This is a genomic window from Lactobacillus sp. ESL0703, assembly GCF_029433435.1.
Taxonomy (GTDB): Bacteria; Bacillota; Bacilli; order Lactobacillales; family Lactobacillaceae; genus Lactobacillus.
Genome location: NZ_JAQTIB010000002.1, coordinates 105,526 through 130,858 on the forward strand (window position 1 = coordinate 105,526; position 25,333 = coordinate 130,858).

The following is a 25,333-nucleotide window of genomic DNA, read 5'->3' on the forward strand; positions in this document are numbered from 1 at the left end:
TATGGAGCGTAATATTTATTAATGTCAAAACTAAAATCTTTAATTTATCAAAAAAGTAGCAAATTGAATGATTCTGAAATAAGGATCATTCAATTTGTTCTCAATAATGCCAAATTATGTAAAAATTTGAGCTTATCTGAACTAGCAAGTAAATTATATGTTTCTAAATCTGCAATCTTTCGTTTGTGCAAACATTTAGGATTAAGCGGCTATAGTGAACTTAAATTTTATTTAAATGAAGTTTCTCTAGAACAGGAGCAAGCTGCAAACTATGACAATTCTAAGAATAATTTTGACTCTGATTTAGCAAAGGAAACAGAAAATCTAAGTAAATATTTCAAGTCCCTTGATTTAGATAAATTTTATACCGATTTGAGTAATGCTAATAATATTTATATTTATTCAACGGGTTGGATTCAGCAAATTTTATCAAATTATCTTTCTCATGAATTATTACTTTTTGGTATTTCATCAATTGTATTACCTGCTGCTTTAAGTGAATTGGAAATGGTGGGTAAGATTGCCGAAAAAGGCGATCTATTATTTATTATTTCCTATACTGGTGATAATCGAGAGATTAATGATGAATTAAGCAAATTTGAGTTGGTTAACAACAAGTTTCGTTATGTTTCTTTTACTGATTTAAAACAAAGTAAGTTAGCTTCCTTGTCAGATTATAATTTTTACTATCCAACAGTTAAGTTTACCAATAATGATAACAGTGTATCTTTTATCTTAGCTTATTCGTTAGTAGATCTTTTAATTAATAAGTTTGGTATTTGGGTTGATAAACAAGATGAGAAGAAAGATGAGCAAAATAAATAATTGGGTAACTAAGTTTTTAGATAAAGCACATTTAAATACTAGTAGGATTTTAATTACATATATTTGTGCGTTATTACTAATACCACTATTTTTTTGCTTCTTTATGGTTTTGGAAGTAGCAATTACCAAGAGTGATGTAATGACAATAATGAAGTCACCGTTTGTTGCAGTAGATGTAATAATTATCATTACTGATTTTATTTTGGGCTACTACTTATGGCTGAAAAAGGATGATTTTTTATATAAAAACCATAATTATCGCTTTTTTATGACTTGTCAGTTTATTGGTCAGTTGCTAGTTGGTAATCTGTTTTGTTCAATTTTGGCATTATTCGGATTAATTAGTTTACGCTCGGTTAAAAAAGGCTGGCAAGAAAATAGTGAATGGTTAATTAAAGCTATTTCAATTGCATTTGTATTTTTATTTAGTATCTGTTCAGCAATAATTATATTGTTGAAAGTCAAGAATAGTAGGTAATGAGAATGTTTAAATTATTTAAAAAGAAGGGCATTTCTGTTAATGCAGTGGTTGATGGTCAATTAATTCCTATTACCGCTGTTAAAGATGACGTCTTTTCTGAAAAAATGTTAGGTGACGGGTATGCTATTGAGCCAAAAAACGGCGAAATTTATGCTCCAGTAGCAGGAACGATTACAACCGTTTTTCCGACTAAGCATGCAATTGGGATTACGACAAAAGATAATTTGGAAATTTTAATTCATCTGGGATTAGATACGGTTAATTTAGAGGGAAAACCGTTTAAATTAATGGTTAAGGAAGGCGATACTGTTCAACAAGGTATGCAGCTTGCTGATATGGATCTTGAAATGGTTAAGGCAGCTGGTTATGACGATACAATAATTGTTGTTTATACTAATATGGATTTAGTCAAAGATGTTTCTGAAATTGTCACGGGGAATGTAATACATAATAGTGAAGTACAAACAATTAAGTTAAATGACTAAATTTTCGCTTATAAATAATTGAATTTAAGATGCACAGCTTTATTTTTATAAAGCTGTGCATTTTTTATTTATGATTGATTTTTATCAGTAAAAGAATTAATATGAAGCTAGCTTCATATGAAGTAAGCTTCATATCGATAATTGAATGTAGAGATGAAAATAATGCCAAATTTAGTAAAAAAGTTACGACTAGAACATAAATTAACTCAGGAAGAATTGGCTGGTAAAGTTTGTGTGACCCAACGAACAATTATTTCTGTAGAAAAAGGCAAATACAAGCCATCATTGTTATTAGCATATAAATTGGCATGCTTTTTTGGCATAAGTATTGAAGATTTATTTTGCTTAAAAGAATATTTGGAGAATTGATAATGAAGAAAAAATTACTGCGCACTGCTATTTATGGTTTGGTCTTTTTAGTAATGGGTATACTTGAAGTAGTGATAGTATTTCACGATAAAGATGCGGCATATAGAGTGAAGCACATTATTTGGGCAATATTGTTACTACTTTGTGCTTCAGGGTACCTTTTTAATTGGCAGGATATTAAAAAGGGTAAGAGAGATATGTTAGATGATGACGAACGCGACAGTTATATTGAACATGCTGCTGGTGCACGAGTAGCTAAATGGATGGAATGGTTAGTATTAGGTACCGGCTTAATTTTTTTGTGTTTGTACGGTGTCTTTCAGCAGGATGTTTTGGGAATAATCGCGGGTATTTCAATATTTTATTGGAATATTAGTTTAATTCTAGGAATAATCTTTACGATTATTGAAGAACGAAAGAATTAAAAAAATCACGCACTATGGCGTGATTTTAAACATGTATTTAGAAAATAAGTTAATTTTGCCACGGTGCATCAAGCATTGCTTTAACAGTATTCTTGATGTCACTACTTTGGGCAATCATTGAGATTACAGATGCACCAGCAGCGCCAGTCTTGGCGATATTAGGTAAGTCTGTTACTGTGATACCGCCAATTGCGACGATTGGCCGTTTACTGCTAGTTACTAAATTGGCAAGGCCAGCTAGCCCAATTTCAGGGTCAGCGTCATCTTTGGATTGAGTTGTGAAGATTGGTCCGCTGCCGTAATAATCAATACCAGCAAGTTGATCGCCAGTTTCAATTTCAGCTAGAGTTGAGCAGGAATAACCCACAATCATTTGGCTGCCAACTTCATTAATAACTTGTTGAATAGCTTCATCACTTTGGCCAACATGGATTCCTTCGGCATTAACTGCCTTGGCTAAGGCAACATCATCGTCAATAAAGAAGGGCACCTGATATTGTTGGCAGAGTTTGTGCAGCCTTTGAGCCATGGGCAATCGCTCACCAGAACTTAAAGTTGAGCCAGCTCCCTTATCACGAAATTGAAAGGCGGTAATTCCGGCTTTTAGTGCTTCTTCGACGATTTCTGGCAAGGTCTTACCAGCTGGTAAATCCTGAGTACCGCAAATGAAGTAAGCACGAAGCATGTTTGCATTAAACTTTTGCATTATTTTTCCTATCTATTTGGCCCAGTGGTTGAGTGGTCCGTGACCATGTCCCACTTGGATTGTCTGCTCGATTGTTTTGGTAACGTATTTTTTGGCAAGTTTAATTGCATCGGTTAGATTATGACCGAGAGCAAGCTGGGCAGTAATTGCAGCGGCTAGAGTGTCACCAGTACCATGTGTGCGTTTGGTATGGGTTCGCGGACTGCTGACCCAGAAGCTAGAGCCGTCTTCAAGTAGGGCAAAGTCGCTTACTTCTTCAGCACTTGAATGGCCACCCTTAATTAGTACGTTCTTAACGCCCATGTCTTGCAGTGAACGGGCAAGATCGGGATATTGCTTTTCAGAAGTAACGGTCATTCCGGTTAATACTTGTGCTTCTGGTAAATTGGGCGTTACTAGGTTAGCTAGTGGTAACAACTCATTTCTGACAGTGGCAACTGCATCTTCACTTAGTAAGTGAGCGCCACCTTTGGCTACCATGACGGGATCGACAGTCACGGGACCAAAGTCATATTTCTGTAAGTTTAGAGCAACTTGGTGAACATGAGCAGCATCGCCGAGCATTCCAGTTTTTGTCGCGCGGATTTTAAAGTCGGCGGCTAAAGATGCACATTGTGCATCAATCATTTCCAGTGGAAGCAAGTGTGATGATTGAACGCCCAGTGTGTTTTGCGCAGTAACGGCAACTACAACTGCCGTGCCGAAGACTTTTTGCATTTGAAAAGTCTTCATATCGGCCATAATGCCGGCGCCACCGCCGGAATCTGTACCTGCGATTGTCAGAACTTGAGGGAATGAATTAATTTCTTCTGCCATAAAATACTTCCTTAATCATAATCAGCAATTTTTTCAATATCAGCAATCTGCACTTTTGCTAAATAGTCCATGAGATACATGCCAAAACTGCCAGGGCCAACATCGGGATGATCTTGAACGACCAGTTGTCCAATTGAACCGAAAACAAGCGTTGCAGCTTGAGCGGCCTCGAAGCGACTGTCGGTCACTGCACAAAAGGCAGCGACGATACTTGTTAACATATCGCCAGAACCTACATGGGCTTGGAATAGCGGTGTACCATTATGAACATGAACAACATTAGTGCCATCACTAATTGTATCAGTTGCACCACTGGCAATGACAGTGCAGTGGTACTTTTTGGCTACTTCCTTGGTAATCTCATCAAGGTTGCCTGCTCCTGATCCAGCATCAATACCTTTAGATTGCCAGTCAAATTCACCTAATGCGGCAATTTCACCAGCGTTACCACGAATAACGCCAACGTGGAAGTTCCATAATAGGTCTTGAGCAATATTAAGGCGGTAATCTACAGCACCAACTGCAACAGGGTCCAGCACAATCGGCTTATGATATTCTCGAGCCAAATCACCCATTTTTTTCATGTGTGCAATTTGCAGCTTAGTTAAGCTGCCCATATTAATAGCAACGGCTGAAGCCATGTTGACCATTTCGTCGGTTTCATCAATTTCGCTGCTCATGATGGGCGAAGCTCCAATTGCGTTTAAGCCGTTGGCAACGTCTTGAACAGTAACGAAATTAGCGGCGTTGAGAACAACAGGGTTCTCTTGGCGCAACTTGTCTAATAATTCTAACTGCATAATCTTCCTCCTAAAAATTATTGAAGAAGTCCTCCGAACCACGACTTTAAACTAATAAAAAAGCTTTGACACATAATTGTGTCAAAGCAATAGGTAGTTGACACGTTCCTCGCGCAAGTATTAGCTTACAGGTTCAAAGGGTCTGAAACGGTGTTTCATCTCAGCCTAAAAGGCCCCCCTCGTGTTATCGCTTCCAATTATAACGGCTTTTAATGAATAATACAATGCTAAAGTCAATGTTGTGTTATTTTTAGCAGTAAAAAAGTCCAGCTGTGTTATCAGAGCTGGGCTTTTTGTAAGTCTTTTAAGTAAGTATTTTTAATTATTAGATAAATTGTAAAATCGTCATCAAAATCGGAACGACGATAATGAAGAGAATTGTACTTTCAACCACAATATTAGTTGCGTATTTAACGTCGCCGTGTGATTCGTTGGCTAAAATTGGTAAAACAGCTAACATTGGCGTTGCTGCTTGGACAACTAAAGTTTGGCGCATCAAGCTCGGTAAATTAAAGCCGGCATTTGTTCCGATTTTAATTAAAATAATCAAAATGATTGGTGAAACAATAAAGCGACCAATTAATGCTAAGATTGAATCACGGTCAAACTTAACGTTCTTAATTCCGGCATCGTGTAGGACAATTCCGATATAGATCAGTGACAGTGGGGTTACCAAGTTACCAACGTAAGTTAACGTTGAGTTTAAGAAGTTAGGTACAGGAATCCCTAATAGCATCCAGACCAAAGCAACAATAAACCCAACAAGTGGCATTGGCAATAGCTTTTTCCAGTTAATCTTGTGGTTAGTCTTCTTATCTTTAGCAGTCGGGTCGTCGTTTTGGATTAAGAAAACGCCAAATGCCCAAGTAGAAACGGTATTGATAATGTAGTATACCAAAAAGTAAGACATGGCTTTGTCGCCAAACAGTGCCATGTTCAGGGGCATCCCAATAAAGATGGTGTTGGCGTTAACCACGGCATTCATAAAAATTCCTCGGCGGCCAGGACGGATTTTGAAGACCTTAATGCTTAGCCAAGCAATAAGATAACCGATAATCACACCCAAAGCTGGGAATAATAATTCGGTTGATAATTGCAGCAGGCTGCCGCGGCTAAGGTTCTTCATAACAGCAGTGAAGATTGAAGCTGGCAGGGCAATCTTAGTGATAATACTAGAGATTTCACTACCAAACTTATCGTCAATCCAATTAAATTGTTTTAGTAAAAAGCCGAGGGCCATGATTAAGATAATCACAACTACGCTTGATACAGATGTCAAAAAGACTTGCATAAAAAGTTTCCTCTTTCTGTAGGTAATTAATATTTGGGCATCCACGTTGTTTCTTGAATGGCTCTTTTGGCGTCAGTTATCTTTCACCGGCTAAACCTTAATCAATTACAGTTTGATGGTAATTATGGCTGAGGAACTAGTGGCAAAAATATAGCACTAGCAATTTCACTTATCCATTAGTAAGCTCGGGGGTATCATCAAATAACGAACCTTGTTTGTTAACAAGATTCGTTATTTGCGAGCTACTTTTGGATTTAAGACTATTTGGCAATGTAAATACTGGTAGTCTTACTAAGATAAGTTGCGCGCATGTTTCTTTAGCCAAACTAGTTTCCTCATGCCGTAATTGCCCTTCAGATATAATACAATAAGTATTTTTAATAGCAACAATTTTACACTTTAACCGTGTAATAAATTTATTGTTAGCCTTATAATAAAATAAATTATTGAGTTAGTGACGGCAAAATATTAAAAGCAAACTAGTAGTTAAGGAGATAATCATGACAGAATTTACGGACCAGTTACACCAAGCAGCGAGCAGTCTATGGCAGAAGAGTATGAAGCATCCATTTGTGCAGGAATTGCAAAGTGGGGAATTACCGCTGGCCAAATTTCGCTTTTATTTATTACAAGATCGGTATTATTTAAATCAATTTAGTGAATTTCACCGTGCGATTGCAGCAAAAACGGATGGCCAACAGACTGAGCAGTTTTTACTTGAGATGGCGCAGGACTTGAAGGATAGCGAGATGGCAGTGCGCGAGAATTTTTTTAAGCAATTGCAGATTATGCCAGCTGAAATTGCGCAAACGCCAGTTGCGCCGACTGCGTATGCATACGTTAATCACTTGCAGATGACATTGGCGCGGGATGGTATCGCTCCGGCTGTTGCTGCACTTGTGCCTTGCTATTGGCTGTATCAAGAAATTGGGCAAAAATTAGCAACTGGCGGCTCGCCTGTTTCGTATTATCAAGAGTGGATTGATACCTATGATGGCGAGTGGTATGCAGCTAATGTGCAGCGAATTTTACAGTTGACGAATACATTAGCTGATTCTGGTTCTGCAGATGAGCGGGAAAAAATGCAGCAGGCTTTTGTTCGCAGCAGCTATTATGAATTGCAATTTTGGCAGATGGCGTATGAGCAGCAAGAATGGGCTTAAAAATGGTAAGCAAAAAGAAGCATGAGTAGACATGCTTCTTTTTTAGTTAGTTCAGCTTGCAAGAATTTTTTGATATTATAGGGAAGTTATAATAAAAAAGGAGAGTTAGAAATGGTAACAGCTAAGAAGAGACATTTATGGGCCTTTCTTGCGGGCTTAGCCTGTGTTATGTGGGGAATTTCAGGTCTATTTGCCAAGTCGTTATTTAATTTAAGTCCGGAAATTACGCCGATTTGGCTTACGCAGGTGCGAATGGTAGTCTCAGGTGTGATTTTATTAATAGTTGCTGCGATTGTCGGACAAAAGCCGGTAGCAACTATGAAAAATAAGCACGACGCCTGGATAATTATTGCGTACGGTATTTTCGGCTTACTGCCAGTGCAACTGTTTTATTTTATTACTGTGCAAAAGGCCAATCCAGCAATAGCTACAATTCTGCAGTTTATCGGACCATTCTTTGTGATGGCGTATTTAATTCTGCGCCACCAACAAACCTTGCGTGTGTTGGATATGCTCGCTGCAGTTACCGCATTTATTGGTGTTATTTTGCTTGCAACTCATGGCGATTTTAGCCATTTTGCCTTGACGCCGGAAGTACTGATGTGGGGGTTATTGGCGGCAATTGGTGTGGCAACTAACACGTTAATTCCGATTAGTGTGCTGCATCGTGTTTCCAGCCTGGTAGTTACAGGGTGGGGACTGCTTTCTGCTGGAATTTGTTTAACGATTATTCATCCTGTATGGCCACATGTGCATCTAACTGGACAAGTTTGGTTGGCTGTTGGCGTAGTAATCGTAATTGGCACGCTGATTCCGTTTCAGTTGATGACCAATTCGCTGCGGTTTATTAAGGCATCAACGGCTAGTTTGCTTGATGCCTTTGAGCCGCTGTCTGCAACAATTGGGTCGGTTTTGTGCTTTGGTTTGATTATGACGCCGCTTGATTGGCTTGGTGCACTATTAGTGGTTGCCGCTGCGATGGCGCTAAATATTACGCCAAAGAAGAAGCATAAAAATTTATAGTAAGTAATCATAAATTGAAATTTACAAACTAATGAAAAAAGTATATTCTTCTTTTTGAGGATGCTGCTATGACTGGGATCTTTTACTGTATTCCCCACGTGTGTGGGGGTGCTCCTTTATCGCCATCAATTTTTCCGTAAGTTTCTGAGTATTCCCCACGTGTGTGGGGGTGCTCCTTTGGACTTATGGAAAAAGGCACAAAAATTTGCGTATTCCCCACGTGTGTGGGGGTGCTCCTTTTAGCGACTTTATTAGCTCCAGAAACGTGTTGTATTCCCCACGTGTGTGGGGGTGCTCCTATCACATCAGAAGCTACAAGCACGCAAGAAACGTATTCCCCACGTGTGTGGGGGTGCTCCTCATGTTATTGTCAACGTGAGCGTTCTGGGCAGGTATTCCCCACGTGTGTGGGGGTGCTCCTATATGTGAATTTTTCTTCATCATTTTTACCCCAGTATTCCCCACGTGTGTGGGGGTGCTCCTGACGATGATGACGGCGAAGGTGGGACGTGGGAGTATTCCCCACGTGTGTGGGGGTGCTCCTATCAGTATCTAAGCTTGTAGCAAAGTTTTGTAGTATTCCCCACGTGTGTGGGGGTGCTCCTAAGTAATTTACAGGGGCAAATTACAGCGATTAGTATTCCCCACGTGTGTGGGGGTGCTCCTCCAATCTTAGTAACTTTGGTCATTCAATTGACGTATTCCCCACGTGTGTGGGGGTGCTCCTGTATCAATCAGGCAGGTTCTTTGCCTTAACTGGTATTCCCCACGTGTGTGGGGGTGCTCCTGGTAAGTCAGTGTTCCTGAATACGATCCAATAGTATTCCCCACGTGTGTGGGGGTGCTCCTAGTTAGTGATGAGGACGACAGCGATGAGTGAAGTATTCCCCACGTGTGTGGGGGTGCTCCTTCCCCGGCTCTCTGCTCTCAGCTTGCTTTCAAGTATTCCCCACGTGTGTGGGGGTGCTCCTGCTTCATGGCATGGCAATTTACCTGATGCTAAGTATTCCCCACGTGTGTGGGGGTGCTCCTGCAAGTCATTGGTTAGATGAATTGGAAGAAAAGTATTCCCCACGTGTGTGGGGGTGCTCCTATCACATCAGAAGCTACAAGCACGCAAGAAACGTATTCCCCACGTGTGTGGGGGTGCTCCCGTAGTCAGCAATGTCTTCTTTGATAGCTGCAAGTATTCCCCACGTGTGTGGGGGTGCTCCTTCTTTCGGCTGTAGCTCACTGGATATGGGCAAGTATTCCCCACGTGTGTGGGGGTGATCCTCTTTGGCTATCTGAACCCAAAATTTTGGATCAGTATTCCCCACGTGTGTGGGGGTGATCCTGCTAATACGGCAAAACACAGCTACAATGTTGGGTATTCCCCACGTATGTGGGGGTGATCCTGCAAGATTGGGGAAGAATGTGATTACGAAACCGTATTCCCCACGTATGTTGGGGTGATCCCTCATGCTCTTGCAAGTCATATCCGACAAGCGTTGTATTCCCCACATGCGTGGGGGTGATCCTTGACTACGCAAACGCAAAAGACATGACAGAAGGTATTCCCCACACAGGTGGGGTGATCTTTTTGTCTAAGGATAAAAATCTCAAGGACTTGTGTATTCCCCACATACGTGAGGGTGATCCTCGGTTCGCATCATAGAAAGCAAACTCGATAATAGTATTCTCCACGTGTATGGGGGAGTGAAACTACACTATATTTATAATATTAAACAAGTGAGGTTGTTTATTTATGAGAACTAGCAAAGAAATTATTGATTATATAGATCAGCTTAGACAAGAACAAAATGTATCTATTGCAGAATTAGCTAGACGTGTAAACATGTCTAAATCCGCGGTTTCACGATATTTCAGTAAAACCCGTGAATTTTCAGTTAATCGTGCTCCTAAATTTGCTACTGCTTTGCATACGAGTGTTAATGATCTTTTGGGTGTGAACGAAAATATAGTGGGTTTAAAATCATCACAAAAAAATATAGTTAAAACAATTCTATTAAAAAGTGAAAATTTGGTTAGTCCCATTCTAAGTACAAATAATGTAATTGGTCATGTTTCAACTTATCTAGAAGAAATTCCTAATGGAACTTTATTTTCTGCTAAAAATAGTAATGACCAAATGGAACCGCGTATTCCTAACGGTGCAACTATCATGATTCATGAGCAAGAACAAGTTGATAGTAATGAAGTTGCAGCTATTTTAGTTGACCAAGATATTAAATTTAGACGAATTGAAAAAATAGCAGGTACAACATGGCTTATTCCTGAAAATAGTAAATACAAGCCTCAAATTCTAGGAGAAAATCAAATTATTGGTAAAGCGATTAATTATGTTGGAACTTTATAAAAGAAAAAAGCCACTTATTACTTTAAAGTAGTAAGTGGCTTTTGAATGACCTATGCAGGCTCTAAGAACAGGGTACGCTATAATTGATCTTGTGTTTCTGCTTGGAAAAAATAACCGCTCTAGTTTACGACACTAGCGGGTATTAGTTTAACCATTAACAGGTCACTGCTCTTTACGCGGAAGCTTGCGCTTGCAAAAATTCAAGATGTGTATACTTAATGATATCAAATATACCATTGACAAACTGTGTTAGTAGCTCAGCTGTTAAAAAGCTCATAATCTTTTCTACAATGCTCCTCGTTCTATTGATACAGTCTTAATTTTTTACATTATTTAAATGTGTTATAATTATAAATGTATTCCTTATATGTATGAGGGTCATCCGTTAATGACAAATAAAAATATGGTATTCCCCACGTATGTGGGGGTGATTTAGGCTATGATGTAATGTTATAGCCTATTTTTTAAAAGCACTTGCAATAAATCATTTTATATTATATAGTAAACTTAATAACAAATAAATATATAAAAATTTGAAGGAGGTAAATATGTTAATTTATCAAAATGAAATTTTGGTTTTATGGGTGAAGAAAAAAACTGAAAATGATGAATGACTATGGTTAATCAAGTTTAGTAAATAATTTTATCCACATGTGCGTGGGATTGATTTTGATATTTCTTCTGTAAACAAAAAAGGCGGTCGCTATAACCGCCCCAGGCGCCTTGCAAGTAGTCGATTTGCATGCACGCTAAGTATCTCGTGCTGAGATATTAATTTGATTGTACTTTAAGTATATCACAGCTATATAATTTGGTAAAATAGAATAGCACACTAAGTGCACATTCTAGGCAAGTCTAGTCAACTTGCTCAAAGGAGGTGAGACTCGTGCGTGATTTATTTAATTTGATTGTGCTGTATCTTGTCTTTGCAAAAATTCAAGATGTACTCGATGATGTCAAAGACATTATTGACAAACTGCGTAAGTAGTTCAGCTGTTAAAAGCTCAGGTTTTCCTGGGTTTTTTTAAATTGGTCTAGTTTGTGAAATATTCGAAAGCTCATAATTTTTTATAACAATATAAGATCCGATTTGATAATGTTTTTATGCAAATGTTCCTTGTTTTGTTGAGACAGTCTTAACTTTTTACATTATTTAAAGATGTTATAATTAAAGATGTATTCCTTATATGTATGAGGGTCATCCGTCAATAATACTTATAAATATGGTATTCCCTACATAAGTGGGGGTGATATAGGCTATGGCATAATGTCATAGCCTATTTATTTAAATTTATTCTGAAAAAGCGTTTGCATTTATATTTTATTGGGTATATATTTTAATAAATTTAATAATGCTTATTAAAATAAAATTGAGGAGGAACGTAAAGTATGCCAGCATTATCAAAAAAAACTCTAGCCCTGTGGGCTAAGAAAAACACCGAAAACGGTCAACAGCGTTGGTTACCATTAATTGCTCATTTAACTGATACTAAAAAGGTAATTAATTTCTTATATAATCATTGGTTATCCAATAATCAGCGTCAATTTTTAAAGGGCAATTTATCTGATGATGAAATTCATAAATTAATTAAGTTTTTGGGCTTTATCCATGATGTTGGAAAGGCCACGCCAGCTTTTCAAACTAAAGAATCATATGCCAATGATAAAAATCTAGATTCTGAATTAATTGAAAAGTTAATAAGGCAGGGGTTTTCTGGTCTTGATGATTTGCAATTACCTTTGCAAAAAGAGTCTCCTCATAATCGAGCTGGAGAAGCATTGCTATTAAAATTTGGCGTGCCTGAAAATGTTGCTGCATTAATTGGCGGCCATCATGGTAAGCCAGAAGCAGATGCCCCGTATAATGAAATTGGAAACCAAAAAGCTAATTATTACCAAAGCGATCAAAATAAAGCTCTGCAAAGGCCTTGGCAGCAGGTTCAAAAAGAATTATTTGACTATGGTTTAGCAACAGCTGGTTATGAAAGTGCCACCGATATACCGAACATTACTCAGCCACAAGCCGTGATATTGGAAGGCTTAATTATTATGGCAGATTGGCTGGCTTCAAGCGAACACACCAATAATGGTGAAGACCTCTTTCCATTAATTAGTTTAGATCAAACTTGGTATGATTTAAATATGGAAGAACGTTTTGAAAAGGCAATGCATAATTGGTACCTTAGCGAAGAATGGGAGCCGCAAAAAGTTTCTGAAGCAACTGATCCGTATGAAAAGAGATGGGGCTTTGAAGCAAGACCTGTTCAAAGAACAATAACTAAAGCAATTGGTGAAACAACTGATCCAGGAATGGTTATTGTGGAAGCACCTATGGGGCTGGGCAAAACCGAGATAGCCTTGGTTGCTGTTGAACAGCTCGCGTACATTACCGGTGCAGATGGTTTATTTATGGGCTTGCCGACGCAGGCAACTAGTAATGCAATGTTTAGCCGAGTTGAACATTGGCTGCAAAAATTATCTGATGAACAAAAAGGCGACTTTTCAATTGATTTAATGCACAGCAGAAAAGCATTTGACGATGAATATAAGAAGTTACCTGATGCCGAAAATGTGGTAGACGATACAGATAAAGGAGCAATCACAGTTAATAGTTGGTTTTCTGGGAAGAAGTCGATTTTAACTAAGTTTACAATTGGCACGATTGATAACCTTCTTTCAATGGGATTAAAGCAGAAACATCTTTTCTTAAAGCATTTAGGATTGAGTGGGAAAGTAGTCGTGATTGATGAAGTTCATGCTTATGATGCCTACATGAGTCAATATTTGTATAAGGCAATTAGATGGTTAGGTACGTATCATGTTCCGATTGTTATTCTTTCAGCAACATTACCAACAGAAAAAAGAAAGTTATTGATCCAATCATATTTAATTGGCAAGTATGGCTGGCAATTTGCTTTAAAATTTAAGGCACCAGCTGATTGGGAAAACAATCAAGCATATCCATTAGTAAGCATTCTTGATGGCTGTCAATTAAAACAAATTTCAGAATTTCCCGGTCAAAGCGACCAAAAAACACAAAAGCTGCAAGTTAGCAGAATTAATTTGCCTGATGAGGAATTGGTAGCCGACATTTTAGACAAGATAAAAGCAGGCGGAGTAGCTGGTGTTATTGTTAATACGGTTAAACGCGCGCAATCATTGGCTAAACTAGTTGCGCAAGAAGATGTCGAATTAATGGTCTTACATTCTGCTTTTTTAGCGCCAGAGCGAACAAAGCAGGAAACAAAATTGCAAGATGCAATTGGTAAAATTGATAAAAAAAGTAAGCGACCAGAAAAATTGGTTGTAATTGGGACTCAAGTTTTAGAACAATCATTGGATATTGATTTTGATGTCCTTTATACGGATATTGCACCAATTGATTTGATTTTGCAGCGTGCGGGCCGGCTGCATCGACATGAAATTGCTAGACCTAAAGGTTTAGAGCAGCCGCAACTCTATGTAATGGGAATTAATGACTTTGGTGATTATGGTCCAGCTAATGAAAGCATTTATCACAAATATTTATTGATGAAGACGGATCACTTTTTGCCAGAGCAGATTACTTTACCTGATGATATTTCTAATCTTGTCCAACAAGTTTATAATCCTAAAACTGATTCTGAAATTAATGGAATTGAAAAAGCAAAAAAAGAATTTAACCTTTATATTGAAAAAGAGGAACAAAAAGCCAGTGATTTTCAAATTGATGATCCTGATCCTGAAGAATCAATTCATGGCTGGTTGAATTATGACCAATTAGATGTAGATAAGGATGAACAAAAGGCTAGTGCGTCTGTCCGTGATATTCAGGAAACAATTGAAGTTATCTTAATTAAGCATACAACTAAGGGTAATTTCTTAATTAATGGTCAAAATTTGGCTCAGGTCTCAGATTATGATATTTCAGAGCAAATAATTAGGCTGCCAACTGCAATTACCCAGTATGCTAATGAAATTGAAGCGGTAATTAAACGCTTAGAAGAGCTTACTAATGAATACTGTGCCGATTGGCAAAATAGTGTTTGGCTTAAGGGTGCTTTAGCCTTGCCATTAGATGAGAATTTAACAACTACTCTTGGTAAGTGGACATTGCAGTATTCTGAGCAGTTTGGTTTAAGTTATACAAAGGATGATGATGATGATTGAAAAAGACTTTAATCTAGTTACAGATTCTTGGCTTAAAGTAATCGATCAACAAACCGGTCGAGAGCAAAAAGTGTCTTTAATTGAATTATTTGAAAATGCCCAAAATTACCGGCAATTAGCTGGTGAAATGCGAGCACAAGATTTGGCAGTTATGCGACTGTTATTAGCAATTTTAACAACGGTGTATTCGCGTTTTGATGCAGATGGCCAACCTTACGAGTGGCTAGAAAATGGTACCGAGAAATTTTTGTCAGATGCTACGATAATTAAATTTTATCCTAAGAGTCGTATTAAACAGACAGTAGTAAAAACTTGGCAAAAGTTATACCAAAAAGGTCAATTTACAGATATTGTCATTAAGTATTTAGAGCATTATTCTGATAAATTTGCTTTCTTTGGGGAACATCCTTTTTATCAGGTGACCAAAGCTGAATATGACGAATTGGTGCCAGCCAATAAGGTAGTTGCTAAAGGTACGGGAACAGTAGCAGTTAAGCAAATTAATCGCCGGATTTCTGAAAGTAACAATACTCCTGCACTTTTTGCACCAAAAGCTGGTGAAAGTAAAAACCAAATTGCAGTTGATGAATTGGCTAGATGGCTGATTACGTACCAGAATTTTACGGGTGTAACTGATAAAACCAAGATTAAGGCTGATGATAAATTTTCAGTTTCACCTGGATGGCTGTATAAGTTAAACCCGGTTTTTGCTCAAGGTAAGACGCTCTTTGAAACTTTGATGTTGAACCTAGTCTTATTTGGTCAAGAAGAACCAGCACCTCAAAGACCGGTCTGGGAATATTCAAGTGCAAAAGAATATATTACTGAACGCAAGAAAAATCTTTTACCAAATAACATTGCAGAATTGTATACAAGTTGGTCACGAATTTTGCATATCGAATGGAATGAAGATGGCGTGCCAACCATCTTTAGTGCAGGATTACCAAAAATCGTCAGTGATAACGCAATGATTGAACCAATGACTGTCTGGAAATATGATAAAAAGACAGCAGCTTATCGGCCAGCAGTTAGAGGATTGCAGTCATTAGGTAAGGCAATGTGGCGTAACTTTGGTAATTACGTTAATGCTAACAAGGCTCATAATAACAGTGAGCCAGGAGTTGTCGTTTGGCTGCGTTTACTTAAAGGGCAGACAGCAATTCCACGTGATAAATTATTGACACTGGCATCAGTGGACTTAATTGATGATGGTAATGCGACATCGCAGTCACCAGTCGCTGAAGTTGTTGATGATATGAGTATTAATGCCGATGTTCTTTTTGATGAAGATAGTGAAAATTGTTGGCCAGCACAAATTGAAGCAATGATTGAAGAGACCCAGACAGTTGGCACATACTTTCGGCAGTTTGCTTGGGATATTGGTGAAATTCGCGGATTTAAGGATAATTCACTTAAGGAGTTTGCTAATCGCTTAAGTTCCAAGTTCTATTATGGGTTAAATCAGCCGTTTAAAGATTGGCTTGCAGGATTAACTAATCAAGATGAGCATGGGGAAAAGCTTCTTCTTTGGGAGAAACAGCTCAGAAAGCATGCTTTTACTGAAGCCCAAAAGGTTATGGATACCAGTTCATCACGTGACCAAAAAGGAATTTTTACCGATAAGGGTCTGAGAAATATCTTTACGATTGATGATTACTTTAGATATCGGGTTAATACAATGTTCAAAAAGGAGTGATGACTTACATGGAATATGATTATGCAATAAGAAAAGTAACAGCTAAAATTATCGACGAACTTTATGATGATGGTAATTTGGACAGGGCTGCTTTAGCAAGCTTACGAAGTGCCGCAACGATTACAAGTCAACGGGCACAGAATGTTTTGCCATTATTAATGAAACATTTACCAGAACAATTTTTGAGTAAAAATGGTGAGCCAACAAATGGTGAAATTGCGGTTTTTGCTGCGGTACGCTTTTATGCGATTCATCAGCAAGGCAGGGATGAATCAGTTTATGGTGATTCGAGAAAAAAGATTGTAGAAATTGATAGTGTAAACTTAGTTGATGCTATAACTAGGTTGAGAGTGAATGAAAATATTAGAAAACCTATTGATCGACGCATTAAGTTAGCACCAGCAACCGCTTCTGTTAGTGGTGTTATTGGTTCCTTAACAGATCTAATAAAAAAGTTGGAGACCGATAAAGAAAGTGCTGGAAAATTGGTTTCCGGTGATTCTGCAGAAAATAAGATTAAAAAAGCTGATGGTGTAAGCTTGTTTTCCGCACTTGCCAAATTAAGAGCGGATGAAGATGTTAAAGCAGCTTTGGATCGACGTATTCAACCATTATTAGCCACAAATAACATTAATAGCGTGATTAATTCGCTGACACATCTAGTAGAAATATTGAAGGCAACTAATCAAACATCTAAAATTGATTATCCTTTATTAGCTCAGGATTTATATGATTTTCAAAAAAATTATCATTCTGCTGGTAAAGTTCGCTTGTCATGGGGTGAACAATATTTTAAAGTAGCTAACTCAAATAAAGAAATTGAAGGAGAATAATTAAAATGACTAACAAAAATTTATATCTTGACTTGAATGTTTTACAAACAGTGCCGGCTTCTAACATTAACCGTGATGATACGGGTGCACCTAAGACGGCGATGTACGGTGGCGTTACGCGAGCACGTGTTTCTTCGCAAAGTTGGAAAAAGGCGATGCGTGATTATTTTAGAGACGAAAGTGATTCGGTTGGAACAAGAACTAAGGAAGTTGCCGAATTTTTAGCACAAAAATTGCAGAGCTTGGATAGTTCTTTGGCCAAAGACAAGGCAATGGATAAAGCAATCGCGATTTTAACTGCTGCAGGAATTAAAGTTAAAAAAGATAAGAAGACAGATAAGAATTTAACAGGTGCGCTCTTGCTAGTTAGTCCCGGTCAAATTGATAAACTAGCACAGTATGCACTAACTCATGATAAATTGGATGATAAAGATACTAAAAAAGAAATTAAGCAAATCTTGAAAGAAGATAATTCTTTAGATTTGGCTTTGTTTGGTCGCATGGTTGCGGATAATCCCGAATTAAATGTTGATGCAGCGGCTCAAGTTGCCCATGCAATTTCAACGCATGAAATTGTTCCAGAATATGACTACTTCACGGCGCTAGATGATTTGCAACCAGATGATACTAACGGTGCCGCAATGCTGGGAACGATTGAATATGATTCTGCAACTCTATATCGCTATGCAAATATTAATGTTAAGGAATTGGCTAAAAATTTGGGCGACCATGATGCTGTTCAAAGTATTATTGCGTTCGTTAAAGCTTTTGTCCTATCAATGCCAACGGGCAAGCAAAACACGTTTGCTAATAAGACAGTGCCTAACTATATTATGATTACCTTGCGTTCAGATACACCGGTTAATTTGGTGTCGGCTTTTGAAGAGCCAGTCATGACTAGAGGCGGCTTTGTTAAAAAATCAATTCAAAAATTAGAAGATGAATATCAGACCACTAATGACATTCTAGAAAAGCCACTACTAAATGTTGTCTTTTCACGAGAAGAAGGTGGGCAATTTGCAAAAGTTGCTGATTTTTCTGAATTATTAGATCAAGTATCTGCAGCTTTAACAAAGGCGATGCAAGATGAAGACACTAACGATTAGGCTGACTGCACCTTTGCAGTCTTACGGTAATGAAGCAACATTTGAGCGGCGGACGACAGGTGATTATCCGTCAAAAAGTGCGGTAATTGGGATGATTGCGGCAGCCTTAGGCTACAGTCGCGATGATAAGCGAATTGAGCAGTTGAATGATTTGAAATTTGCCGTTCGTATTGACCAGCGTGGGATAACTTTAACCGATTTTCAAACAGTTGAATGGAAAAAAGATACCCGAAAAATCACCTACCGCGACTACTTGCAAGATGCAGTTTTTGTTGCTGCTGTTGGCGGCGATGAAGCAACTATTGAGCAAATTCACTCAGCTTTAAAACATCCCCATTATGCCTTGTTCTTAGGACGGCGGGCCAACGTTCCCGCAGGTGCTTTACAGATGGAAATGATAGATGGCGACCCGGTTTCTGTATTAAGTAACCTGCCTTGGCAAGCTTCAAAATGGTATCAGCATCGGCAAAAAAATGGTGCTACATTTAGGGCAGAAATTATTGCCGATGCTGATTTGCTACCTGATGCTAATAAAACAGATACTTTGGTGAAGGATCGGGCAATCTCATTTGCTTCAAAATCGCGCCAATATGGTTTTCGCGAAGTTAAGACTACTACGGTTGAATTAGAAGTTAAACAGAATACTGAACATGATATTATGTCAGCTTTATAGAAAGGAGCGCAAATGTATTTATCAAGAGTTCAAATTGATGTAGATAATCGGCAAAAAATCAAAGATTTGACGCAACTTTCGGCCTTTCATAATTGGGTGGAACAAAGTTTTCCAGATGAAATCAGTGCTGGTGAGAGATTACGTCACTTGTGGCGGCTTGACCGCTTATCAGGGAATTTATACTTATTGGTCCTTAGTGAAAATCAGCCGGATAGGAATAAATTGTCACGCTATGGTGTGGCTGATACGGTTATTATTAAGGATTACGATAATTTTTTAAGTAAAATTGAGCAAGGACAGATGATGCAATTCAGGTTAACTGCTAATCCGTCGTACAGACCAAAAGATCAAAACAAAATATTCCCTCATGTTACCGTGGCTCAACAAACGAAATGGTTGGCTGACAGGGCAGAAAAGTCTGGCTTTCGAGTGAAGTATACTGCAGATGAGCAATCTTTTGACATTGTTAGTCGTGATTGGCCTTTATTGTCATATCGCGGCGGCCGCAGGGTACGCCTTAGTAGAGTTACGTTTGAAGGTACTTTGCAAGTTGTTGATGTTAAATTGTTTAAGAAGACTTTGATTAATGGACTTGGTCGCGAAAAGGCCTTTGGTATGGGACTAATGACGGTTATTCCGCGGGCAAAATAATGGTTAAAAATTTTGGTGCTAAGAAACCCGAACTATCAGAATTGGCGAGGGTTAGTGATCGAATAACGTTTCTTTATTTTGAACATGCTAAGTTAAACCGTCAAGATAGTGCCCTAATGGTTTCTGATAGTCGCGGTACCGTTTATGTTCCAGCGGCAATTGTTAGCGTATTAATGTTGGGACCGGGTGTTGATGTTACTCATCGAGCAATGGAATTAATTGGTGATGCTGGCATGAGTGTCGTTTGGGTAGGTGAGCGCGGCGTGCGTCATTATGCTCATGGTCGTTCACTCAATCATTCTTCGCAATTACTTGAGGCGCAAGCTAAATTAGTATCGAATAAACGTACCCGAGTAGCAGTTGCCCGAAAAATGTACCAGATGCGTTTTCCCGGTGAAGATGTTTCGCAATTATCAATGCAGGAATTGCGGGGCAAGGAAGGCAGTCGTGTTAGACGAATCTATCGTGAACAGTCTAAGATAACAGGTGTCCCTTGGACTAGGCGTGAATACAATCCCGATGATTTTGAATCCCAGACACCAATCAATAAGGCATTGACCGAAGCCCACCAAGCTTTATATGGTTTAAGCTATAGTGTTATTGTTGCAATGGGTGCTTCTGTAGGGTTAGGTTTTGTCCATACAGGCCATGATTTGGCATTTGTTTATGATTTTGCGGACTTGTATAAGGCAGAAATTTCGATTCCGCTTGCCTTTGAGATAACTGCCAAATACGGTAATGATAAGGATATTTCTACTAGGACACGGCTTGCTATGCGGGACATATTTGCCAGTGGCAAATTGTTAACGAGAATGGTAACTGATTTACAAGATTTATTGGGTGTAAAAGAAACCAAAGAGGCAAATGTTATCAATTTGTGGGATGACAAACTAGGTTTGCAAAAATTCGGCGTCCAATATCATGAAATTGAAGAGGATAATGACCAATGATTGTAGTTACTTTAACTAAAGTCCCACAATCGTTGCGAGGCGACCTTACCAAGTGGTATCAAGAAGTTCAAACAGGTGTCTATGTTGGCAACGTTAGTGCACGAATACGTGACTTGGTGTGGCAGCGAGTGGAAAAGAATATCGGTAACGGTGAAGCAACTATGGTCTATAGTACCAATACCGAGCTAGGCTATCAGATTAAAACAACACGGCGAAATTATGAAGTTGTTGATTATGATGGTATCCCGCTGGTAATGCGCCTTAATGTTGATGCTGTCCCTCAGACTACAAAATATGGTTTTAGTAATGCATCAAAATTTCATCGGGCAAGAATGATGGCGCATAAACAGAATAAGTCCCAAGCTAAGGCGTCGCAACCAGAAATTACGGTGCTAGACCTTGAAACAACAGGACTAAAAGCAAATCGTGACCAAATTATCGCAATTGGTGCCGTCAAAAGATTAAGAAATGGCAGCTATGAAAAATTTGACGAACTAATTAAATCGGATCAGAAAGTACCTAAGTCAATAACTGAATTAACAGGGATAACTGATAAGATGCTGGAAGATAAGGGAATACCTCTTGATTCCGCTCTTGTTAAGCTAAAGGATTTTATTAAATCTTCTATTTTAATGGGCTACAATTTTCATTTTGATGAGACGTTTTTATCTTCTGGGTTAATTGCCTGCAATTTACCGGAATTAAATAATAAAACCGTTGACTTAATGGCAGTAGTCAAGAAGGCTGAAAAGTTCCTTGATAATTACCAATTAGCAACGGTTCTGAAGTTTTATAATATTGAAAATTTGCGGCCACACAATGCGCTATCTGATGCTCAGGCGACAATGGAGTTAGCGAACAAACTAATGGAAAAAGGCAGTCCTAAATTTTAAAGATGCTGGTATCATAGGGATCTTTTACTGTATTCCCCACGTGAGTGGGGGTGATCCCTGCTTCTCTAATGCTTCTGATGAACCACAACCAGTATTCCCCACGTGAGTGGGGGTGATCCCAGCTGGTACGGCTTGATGTAGAAAGATGGATAGTATTCCCCATGTGAGTGGGGGTGATCCTAGTTACGCAATTGAATACTTACCCATAAAAGAGTATTCCCCACGTGAGTGGGGGTGATCCTTCCTGCCCTATTTTTTGCTTCACGATAGTTTTGTATTCCCCACGTGAGTGGGGGTGATCCCCATTGCGTATACTTGAAGCCGTGGCAAGTCTTGTGTTCCCCACATGCGTGGGGGTGATCCCAAGCAGCTCAAAATCCAGCAGGACGAACTGGCGTGTTCCCCACATGCGTGGGGGTGATCCTAAATATTGGAAGTTTGCTAGTCAGGTAAACAAGTGTTCCCCACATGCGTGGGGGTGATCCTGGCATCAAAGGGACAACGATCTATGCAGGTAAGTGTTCCCCACATGCGTGGGGGTGATCCCGCAGGTATGGAACAGTTTATGAAGTTATACGAGTGTTCCCCACATGCGTGGGGGTGATCCCTGGCGTAGCTTCCGCATTCTCACTGCGGCTAAGTGTTCCCCACATGCGTGGGGGTGATCCTAATAAAATTACTGCTGCAGTTAATAATGCTCAGTGTTCCCCACGAGTATGGGGGTGATCCTACCAGCATGAACGATGAACAGGCTGCCAATGTGTGTTCCCCATGAGTGTGGGGGTGATCCCGACATGGTCTTTACGGCAAGACAAGTAGAAGCGTGTTCCCCACGAGTGTGGGGGTGATCCCAGATGGCTAATGCAAATCACACTTCAGAAATGGTGTTCCCCACGAGTGTGGGGGTGATCCTATTGTGGATCACGTTGTACCGATTGAGTTTGAGTATTCCCCACGAGTGTGGGGTTGATCCTATGATTGCCGTTAATGAGATTGTTAATATGGTGTATTCCCTATATAGATGGGGTTGATCCTGGGGTTACCTATTACCATACAGCAGGCGGCTGGTATTCTCCACGTGAGTGGGGTTGATCCTCAAGATGCTACCTATATGTTTACAGTAAATGTGTATTCCTCATACACATGAGGGTGCTACTTTTGATTTGATAGAGGTATTATAAGGCAAAACAAAAAGCCAAGAGAAAAGAAATACAGGAAAATATTTCTTTCACAGTTGACTTGATTGCAGGTCTTGCGACTATCTTAAGTCTATTGCTTCATTTTTAGGTAAGTAGCAATAGACACCAGGGCAAGCTTAGGCTTGTCCTAGTGTCATAAGTATATCATAGAAAAGGTAGGATTACTTATTCATGGGAGTAATTTTAACCTCAGAAGTAGTACTGAATATCCAAAATAACATTTATAATCTGTGCTCCAGAAGCTGTGAGTAATAGATTTCCTATTTTAATATAGCTGGTTGAATATTAATGTTCGTATACTATATTTTACTTTGTAAAACACCTTGCAAAAAATATGGTTTTATTACATAATATGTAGTTATAAACAATGTGTTAACAAATAAATTTATGCTTATAATAATGACATGTATGTTTAAAAGTATTTTTAGTTAGTAATCAAGTTCTACCTAAACTAAATTTACTGGATGTACTAATTATTAGTGAATAAATATAGGAATACATGGATTAAGTAAAGTATAAAATACATGATTTGGCCAACAATACTTAAAAGGAGTAATTGGAATGAGTAATACAAATTTATATCTCGATCTGAACATCTTACAGAAAGTACCATCTTCTAACATTAACCAAGATGGTACAGGCGCACCTAAAACCGCATATTACGGCGGCGTTACTCGTGCACGTGTTTCTGCACAAAGCTGGCAAAAGGCTGTACGTGATTTCTTTAAAGCAGAAAATTCTGCAGTTGGTACAAAGACAAAAGAAATTGCAGAACTTTTGGCTCATGAATTGTCAGCTTTAGACGGTTCTTTAGACGAAAAAGCTGCAATGGACAAGGCCATTGCTACTTTGGGTGCAGCTGGTCTCAAATTTAACCGGGATTCTGATAGTGGCAAGATTTTAACGTCTACTTTTTTGACAGTTAGTCCTGTTCAATTAGAAAAATTAGCTCAATATGCTTTGACTCATGATAATTTGACCGATCAAACTGCCAAGAATGACGTTACGCGCATTTTGGAATCTGATAATTCTCTTGATTTGGCATTATTTGGCCGGATGGTTCCAGATAATTCTGTACTTAATGTTAATGCAGCAGCTCAAATGGCAAACGCAATTTCAACCCATGAAATCAAGCCAGAATACGATTACTTTACTGCAATTGAAGATTCACACCCAGAAGACTCAAGTAATGTTGATATGCTAGGTGCAGTTGAATATAATGCAGCAATTTTATATCGTTATGCAAATGTTAGTGTTGGTACTTTAGCTAATAACCTTAACAATGAAGATATTGTTAAGAACATTGTTGCTTTTGTTAAGGCCTTCATTCTTTCAATGCCAACTAGTTCGCAAATGACATTTGCTAACAAGACTTTGCCGAATTACATCATGATTACTTTGCGGGAAGATACACCAATTAACTTGGCTTCTGCCTTTGAAGAACCAATTCCTTCTAAGAAGGACTGTATTGCAAGATCAATTAAGAAGTTGGAAGACGAATATGTTGTAACTAAGAGATTCGTTGAAGAACCTTTGATGAATGTAATTCTTACTAATCATCCTTCAAAATTTAACAACCAAGCTGAAAATCTATCAGAATTGCTGGATAGGGTTACTGAAGCCTTAACAAAGGCAATGCAAGATTAATAGTTTTAATTAGCTTTATACAAGGTAATTGAAGGAGGGAAGCAGAAGTGTATCTATCAAGAGTTGAAATTGATGTTAACAATTGGCCGAAAGCTAAGGAATTAACGCAACTTTCTGCGTTTCACAATTGGGTAGAACAGAGTTTTCCTGATGAGGTCGAATCTGAAGATCAAGAGCCCCATTTATGGCGAATTGATCGTCTAATGGATAAAGAATATCTGATAATTGTTAGTCAAACTAAGCCAGATTCTAGTAGTCTCTTAGAGTATGGTGTTTCGGGTACGGTTGATATCGAAGATTATGACGAATTTTTAAGTAAAATTAAGTCAGATCAAGTCATGCAATTTAGGTTAGCTGCTGATCCATCATTTAAGTCAAGAGATGGTAAAGTAGAGCCTGCTGTTACTGTAAAAGATCAAGTACGGTGGCTGCTTGAACAAGCAGAGAAGAATGGCTTTCAAGTAAAAATTCCGGAATTACAGATTATTAGTCGTGATTGGCCAATAGCATTTCATCAAGATAGTCAAAGAGTGCGGCTCAGTAGTGTGAAGTTTGAGGGTAAGTTAGTTGTGAAAAATGTTAACTTATTTAAACGAGCTTTAACTAATGGTGTTGGACTGGAGAAGACTTTCGGTATGGGTCTCATGACAGTTATTCCTCAAGCTGAATAGTATTTTATAACGAAAAAAAGCGACCCAACAGGGATCGCTTTTTTTGTGCGTTTAAAAAATCAGGGTATTATATCTTGACTTACAAAAAGTAAGTGATATTATTTAGAAATGCTTACAAAAAG

The 25,333-nt window shown here is 38.5% G+C and carries 22 protein-coding genes, 2 CRISPR repeat arrays and 1 riboswitch; of the genes, 18 read left to right on the forward strand and 4 right to left on the reverse strand.

Annotated elements, in window-relative coordinates; all coding sequences use genetic code 11:
* The first annotated feature begins 21 nt into the window (after positions 1-21).
* The 5 genes from PT278_RS03040 (at position 22) to PT278_RS03060 (ending at position 2,585) form a co-directional block, all read left to right on the forward strand.
* A complete protein-coding gene (locus PT278_RS03040) occupies positions 22-825 on the forward strand; it encodes a MurR/RpiR family transcriptional regulator (RefSeq protein ID WP_277130152.1) in 804 nt (267 codons plus the stop codon).
* The gene (locus PT278_RS03045; protein WP_277130154.1) at positions 809-1,303 is read left to right on the forward strand and encodes a hypothetical protein; all 495 of its coding nucleotides are present in this window, start codon (positions 809-811) and stop codon (positions 1,301-1,303) included. Before PT278_RS03040 ends, PT278_RS03045 begins: the two co-directional genes overlap by 17 nt.
* Positions 1,304-1,308: 5 nt before the next feature.
* Entirely contained in the window at positions 1,309-1,791 is a 483-nt protein-coding gene (locus PT278_RS03050) for a PTS glucose transporter subunit IIA (RefSeq protein WP_277130156.1), read from the forward strand.
* A 162-nt stretch (positions 1,792-1,953) separates the two neighbouring features.
* Entirely contained in the window at positions 1,954-2,160 is a 207-nt protein-coding gene (locus PT278_RS03055) for a helix-turn-helix transcriptional regulator (protein WP_277130158.1), read from the forward strand.
* A gap of 2 nt (positions 2,161-2,162) precedes the next feature.
* The gene (locus tag PT278_RS03060) at positions 2,163-2,585 is read left to right on the forward strand and encodes a hypothetical protein (protein WP_277130159.1); all 423 of its coding nucleotides are present in this window, start codon (positions 2,163-2,165) and stop codon (positions 2,583-2,585) included.
* A 49-nt stretch (positions 2,586-2,634) separates the two neighbouring features.
* Here PT278_RS03060 and thiE read toward each other — a convergent pair whose 3' ends face one another.
* From thiE to PT278_RS03080, 4 genes are all read right to left on the reverse strand, one after another.
* On the reverse strand, positions 2,635-3,291 hold the full coding sequence (gene thiE, locus PT278_RS03065) for a thiamine phosphate synthase (RefSeq protein ID WP_277130161.1): 657 nt from the start codon (positions 3,289-3,291) through the stop codon (positions 2,635-2,637).
* Between the two features lie 12 nt (positions 3,292-3,303).
* Positions 3,304-4,107, reverse strand: coding sequence for a bifunctional hydroxymethylpyrimidine kinase/phosphomethylpyrimidine kinase (gene thiD, locus PT278_RS03070; RefSeq protein WP_277130162.1), 804 nt, complete (start codon positions 4,105-4,107; stop codon positions 3,304-3,306).
* Between the two features lie 11 nt (positions 4,108-4,118).
* On the reverse strand, positions 4,119-4,907 hold the full coding sequence (thiM, locus tag PT278_RS03075) for a hydroxyethylthiazole kinase (protein ID WP_277130164.1): 789 nt from the start codon (positions 4,905-4,907) through the stop codon (positions 4,119-4,121).
* An 88-nt stretch (positions 4,908-4,995) separates the two neighbouring features.
* Positions 4,996-5,097, reverse strand: a riboswitch (TPP riboswitch).
* A gap of 135 nt (positions 5,098-5,232) precedes the next feature.
* The gene (locus PT278_RS03080; RefSeq protein WP_277130166.1) at positions 5,233-6,198 is read right to left on the reverse strand and encodes an AEC family transporter; all 966 of its coding nucleotides are present in this window, start codon (positions 6,196-6,198) and stop codon (positions 5,233-5,235) included.
* Positions 6,199-6,698: 500 nt separating this feature from the next.
* On the opposite strand from PT278_RS03080, the gene tenA reads away from it, so the two are divergent.
* The 13 genes from tenA (at position 6,699) to cas6e (PT278_RS03145) (ending at position 25,211) form a co-directional block, all read left to right on the forward strand.
* The gene (gene tenA, locus PT278_RS03085; RefSeq protein ID WP_277130169.1) at positions 6,699-7,361 is read left to right on the forward strand and encodes a thiaminase II; all 663 of its coding nucleotides are present in this window, start codon (positions 6,699-6,701) and stop codon (positions 7,359-7,361) included.
* A gap of 111 nt (positions 7,362-7,472) precedes the next feature.
* Positions 7,473-8,384: an EamA family transporter gene (locus PT278_RS03090; protein WP_277130170.1), complete on the forward strand. Its 912-nt coding sequence runs from the start codon at positions 7,473-7,475 to the stop codon at positions 8,382-8,384.
* 87 nt (positions 8,385-8,471) lie between these two features.
* A CRISPR array of direct repeats spans positions 8,472-10,083; the repeat unit is 24 nt; unit sequence GTATTCCCCACGTGTGTGGGGGTG.
* 48 nt (positions 10,084-10,131) lie between these two features.
* Entirely contained in the window at positions 10,132-10,743 is a 612-nt protein-coding gene (locus PT278_RS03095; RefSeq protein ID WP_277130173.1) for a LexA family transcriptional regulator, read from the forward strand.
* Positions 10,744-12,132: 1,389 nt separating this feature from the next.
* Positions 12,133-14,892, forward strand: coding sequence for a CRISPR-associated helicase Cas3' (gene cas3 / locus PT278_RS03100; RefSeq protein WP_277130175.1), 2,760 nt, complete (start codon positions 12,133-12,135; stop codon positions 14,890-14,892).
* Positions 14,885-16,588, forward strand: coding sequence for a type I-E CRISPR-associated protein Cse1/CasA (locus PT278_RS03105; protein WP_277130176.1), 1,704 nt, complete (start codon positions 14,885-14,887; stop codon positions 16,586-16,588). The genes cas3 and PT278_RS03105 overlap by 8 nt, the downstream gene beginning before the upstream one ends.
* Positions 16,589-16,596: 8 nt before the next feature.
* Positions 16,597-17,421, forward strand: coding sequence for a type I-E CRISPR-associated protein Cse2/CasB (casB, locus tag PT278_RS03110; RefSeq protein ID WP_277130178.1), 825 nt, complete (start codon positions 16,597-16,599; stop codon positions 17,419-17,421).
* A gap of 5 nt (positions 17,422-17,426) precedes the next feature.
* Complete coding sequence (gene cas7e / locus PT278_RS03115; RefSeq protein WP_277130180.1) at positions 17,427-18,527, forward strand: type I-E CRISPR-associated protein Cas7/Cse4/CasC; 1,101 nt, start codon at positions 17,427-17,429, stop codon at positions 18,525-18,527.
* A complete protein-coding gene (cas5e, locus tag PT278_RS03120) occupies positions 18,508-19,200 on the forward strand; it encodes a type I-E CRISPR-associated protein Cas5/CasD (protein ID WP_277130182.1) in 693 nt (230 codons plus the stop codon). The genes cas7e (PT278_RS03115) and cas5e overlap by 20 nt, the downstream gene beginning before the upstream one ends.
* Positions 19,201-19,212: 12 nt before the next feature.
* Complete coding sequence (cas6e, locus tag PT278_RS03125) at positions 19,213-19,851, forward strand: type I-E CRISPR-associated protein Cas6/Cse3/CasE (protein ID WP_277130184.1); 639 nt, start codon at positions 19,213-19,215, stop codon at positions 19,849-19,851.
* Positions 19,851-20,801: a type I-E CRISPR-associated endonuclease Cas1e gene (gene cas1e, locus PT278_RS03130; RefSeq protein ID WP_277130185.1), complete on the forward strand. Its 951-nt coding sequence runs from the start codon at positions 19,851-19,853 to the stop codon at positions 20,799-20,801. The genes cas6e (PT278_RS03125) and cas1e overlap by 1 nt, the downstream gene beginning before the upstream one ends.
* Positions 20,798-21,694 (forward strand): type I-E CRISPR-associated endoribonuclease Cas2e, encoded by an 897-nt coding sequence (gene cas2e, locus PT278_RS03135; protein ID WP_277130187.1) that lies wholly within the window; start codon positions 20,798-20,800, stop codon positions 21,692-21,694. The genes cas1e and cas2e overlap by 4 nt, the downstream gene beginning before the upstream one ends.
* 29 nt (positions 21,695-21,723) lie before the next feature.
* A CRISPR array of direct repeats spans positions 21,724-22,789; the repeat unit is 28 nt; unit sequence GTGTTCCCCACATGCGTGGGGGTGATCC.
* Between the two features lie 665 nt (positions 22,790-23,454).
* A complete protein-coding gene (gene cas7e / locus PT278_RS03140) occupies positions 23,455-24,540 on the forward strand; it encodes a type I-E CRISPR-associated protein Cas7/Cse4/CasC (RefSeq protein ID WP_277130189.1) in 1,086 nt (361 codons plus the stop codon).
* A gap of 47 nt (positions 24,541-24,587) precedes the next feature.
* Complete coding sequence (cas6e, locus tag PT278_RS03145; RefSeq protein ID WP_277130191.1) at positions 24,588-25,211, forward strand: type I-E CRISPR-associated protein Cas6/Cse3/CasE; 624 nt, start codon at positions 24,588-24,590, stop codon at positions 25,209-25,211.
* Positions 25,212-25,333: the final 122 nt, after the last annotated feature.

What these genes read in the sequence shown, in the direction of transcription:
- cas7e (WP_277130180.1), top strand. Translation starts at nt 17,427, where the DNA reads ATGACTAACAAAAATTTATATCTTGACTTGAATGTTTTACAAACAGTG.
- thiM (WP_277130164.1), bottom strand. Translation starts at nt 4,907, where the DNA reads ATGCAGTTAGAATTATTAGACAAGTTGCGCCAAGAGAACCCTGTTGTT.
- cas3 (WP_277130175.1), top strand. Translation starts at nt 12,133, where the DNA reads ATGCCAGCATTATCAAAAAAAACTCTAGCCCTGTGGGCTAAGAAAAAC.
- cas1e (WP_277130185.1), top strand. Translation starts at nt 19,851, where the DNA reads ATGGTTAAAAATTTTGGTGCTAAGAAACCCGAACTATCAGAATTGGCG.
- PT278_RS03050 (WP_277130156.1), top strand. Translation starts at nt 1,309, where the DNA reads ATGTTTAAATTATTTAAAAAGAAGGGCATTTCTGTTAATGCAGTGGTT.
- PT278_RS03080 (WP_277130166.1), bottom strand. Translation starts at nt 6,198, where the DNA reads ATGCAAGTCTTTTTGACATCTGTATCAAGCGTAGTTGTGATTATCTTA.
- PT278_RS03060 (WP_277130159.1), top strand. Translation starts at nt 2,163, where the DNA reads ATGAAGAAAAAATTACTGCGCACTGCTATTTATGGTTTGGTCTTTTTA.
- cas2e (WP_277130187.1), top strand. Translation starts at nt 20,798, where the DNA reads ATGATTGTAGTTACTTTAACTAAAGTCCCACAATCGTTGCGAGGCGAC.
- cas7e (WP_277130189.1), top strand. Translation starts at nt 23,455, where the DNA reads ATGAGTAATACAAATTTATATCTCGATCTGAACATCTTACAGAAAGTA.
- cas5e (WP_277130182.1), top strand. Translation starts at nt 18,508, where the DNA reads ATGAAGACACTAACGATTAGGCTGACTGCACCTTTGCAGTCTTACGGT.
- PT278_RS03095 (WP_277130173.1), top strand. Translation starts at nt 10,132, where the DNA reads ATGAGAACTAGCAAAGAAATTATTGATTATATAGATCAGCTTAGACAA.
- PT278_RS03090 (WP_277130170.1), top strand. Translation starts at nt 7,473, where the DNA reads ATGGTAACAGCTAAGAAGAGACATTTATGGGCCTTTCTTGCGGGCTTA.
- PT278_RS03105 (WP_277130176.1), top strand. Translation starts at nt 14,885, where the DNA reads ATGATTGAAAAAGACTTTAATCTAGTTACAGATTCTTGGCTTAAAGTA.
- PT278_RS03045 (WP_277130154.1), top strand. Translation starts at nt 809, where the DNA reads ATGAGCAAAATAAATAATTGGGTAACTAAGTTTTTAGATAAAGCACAT.
- tenA (WP_277130169.1), top strand. Translation starts at nt 6,699, where the DNA reads ATGACAGAATTTACGGACCAGTTACACCAAGCAGCGAGCAGTCTATGG.
- thiE (WP_277130161.1), bottom strand. Translation starts at nt 3,291, where the DNA reads ATGCAAAAGTTTAATGCAAACATGCTTCGTGCTTACTTCATTTGCGGT.
- cas6e (WP_277130184.1), top strand. Translation starts at nt 19,213, where the DNA reads ATGTATTTATCAAGAGTTCAAATTGATGTAGATAATCGGCAAAAAATC.
- PT278_RS03040 (WP_277130152.1), top strand. Translation starts at nt 22, where the DNA reads ATGTCAAAACTAAAATCTTTAATTTATCAAAAAAGTAGCAAATTGAAT.
- thiD (WP_277130162.1), bottom strand. Translation starts at nt 4,107, where the DNA reads ATGGCAGAAGAAATTAATTCATTCCCTCAAGTTCTGACAATCGCAGGT.
- PT278_RS03055 (WP_277130158.1), top strand. Translation starts at nt 1,954, where the DNA reads ATGCCAAATTTAGTAAAAAAGTTACGACTAGAACATAAATTAACTCAG.
- casB (WP_277130178.1), top strand. Translation starts at nt 16,597, where the DNA reads ATGGAATATGATTATGCAATAAGAAAAGTAACAGCTAAAATTATCGAC.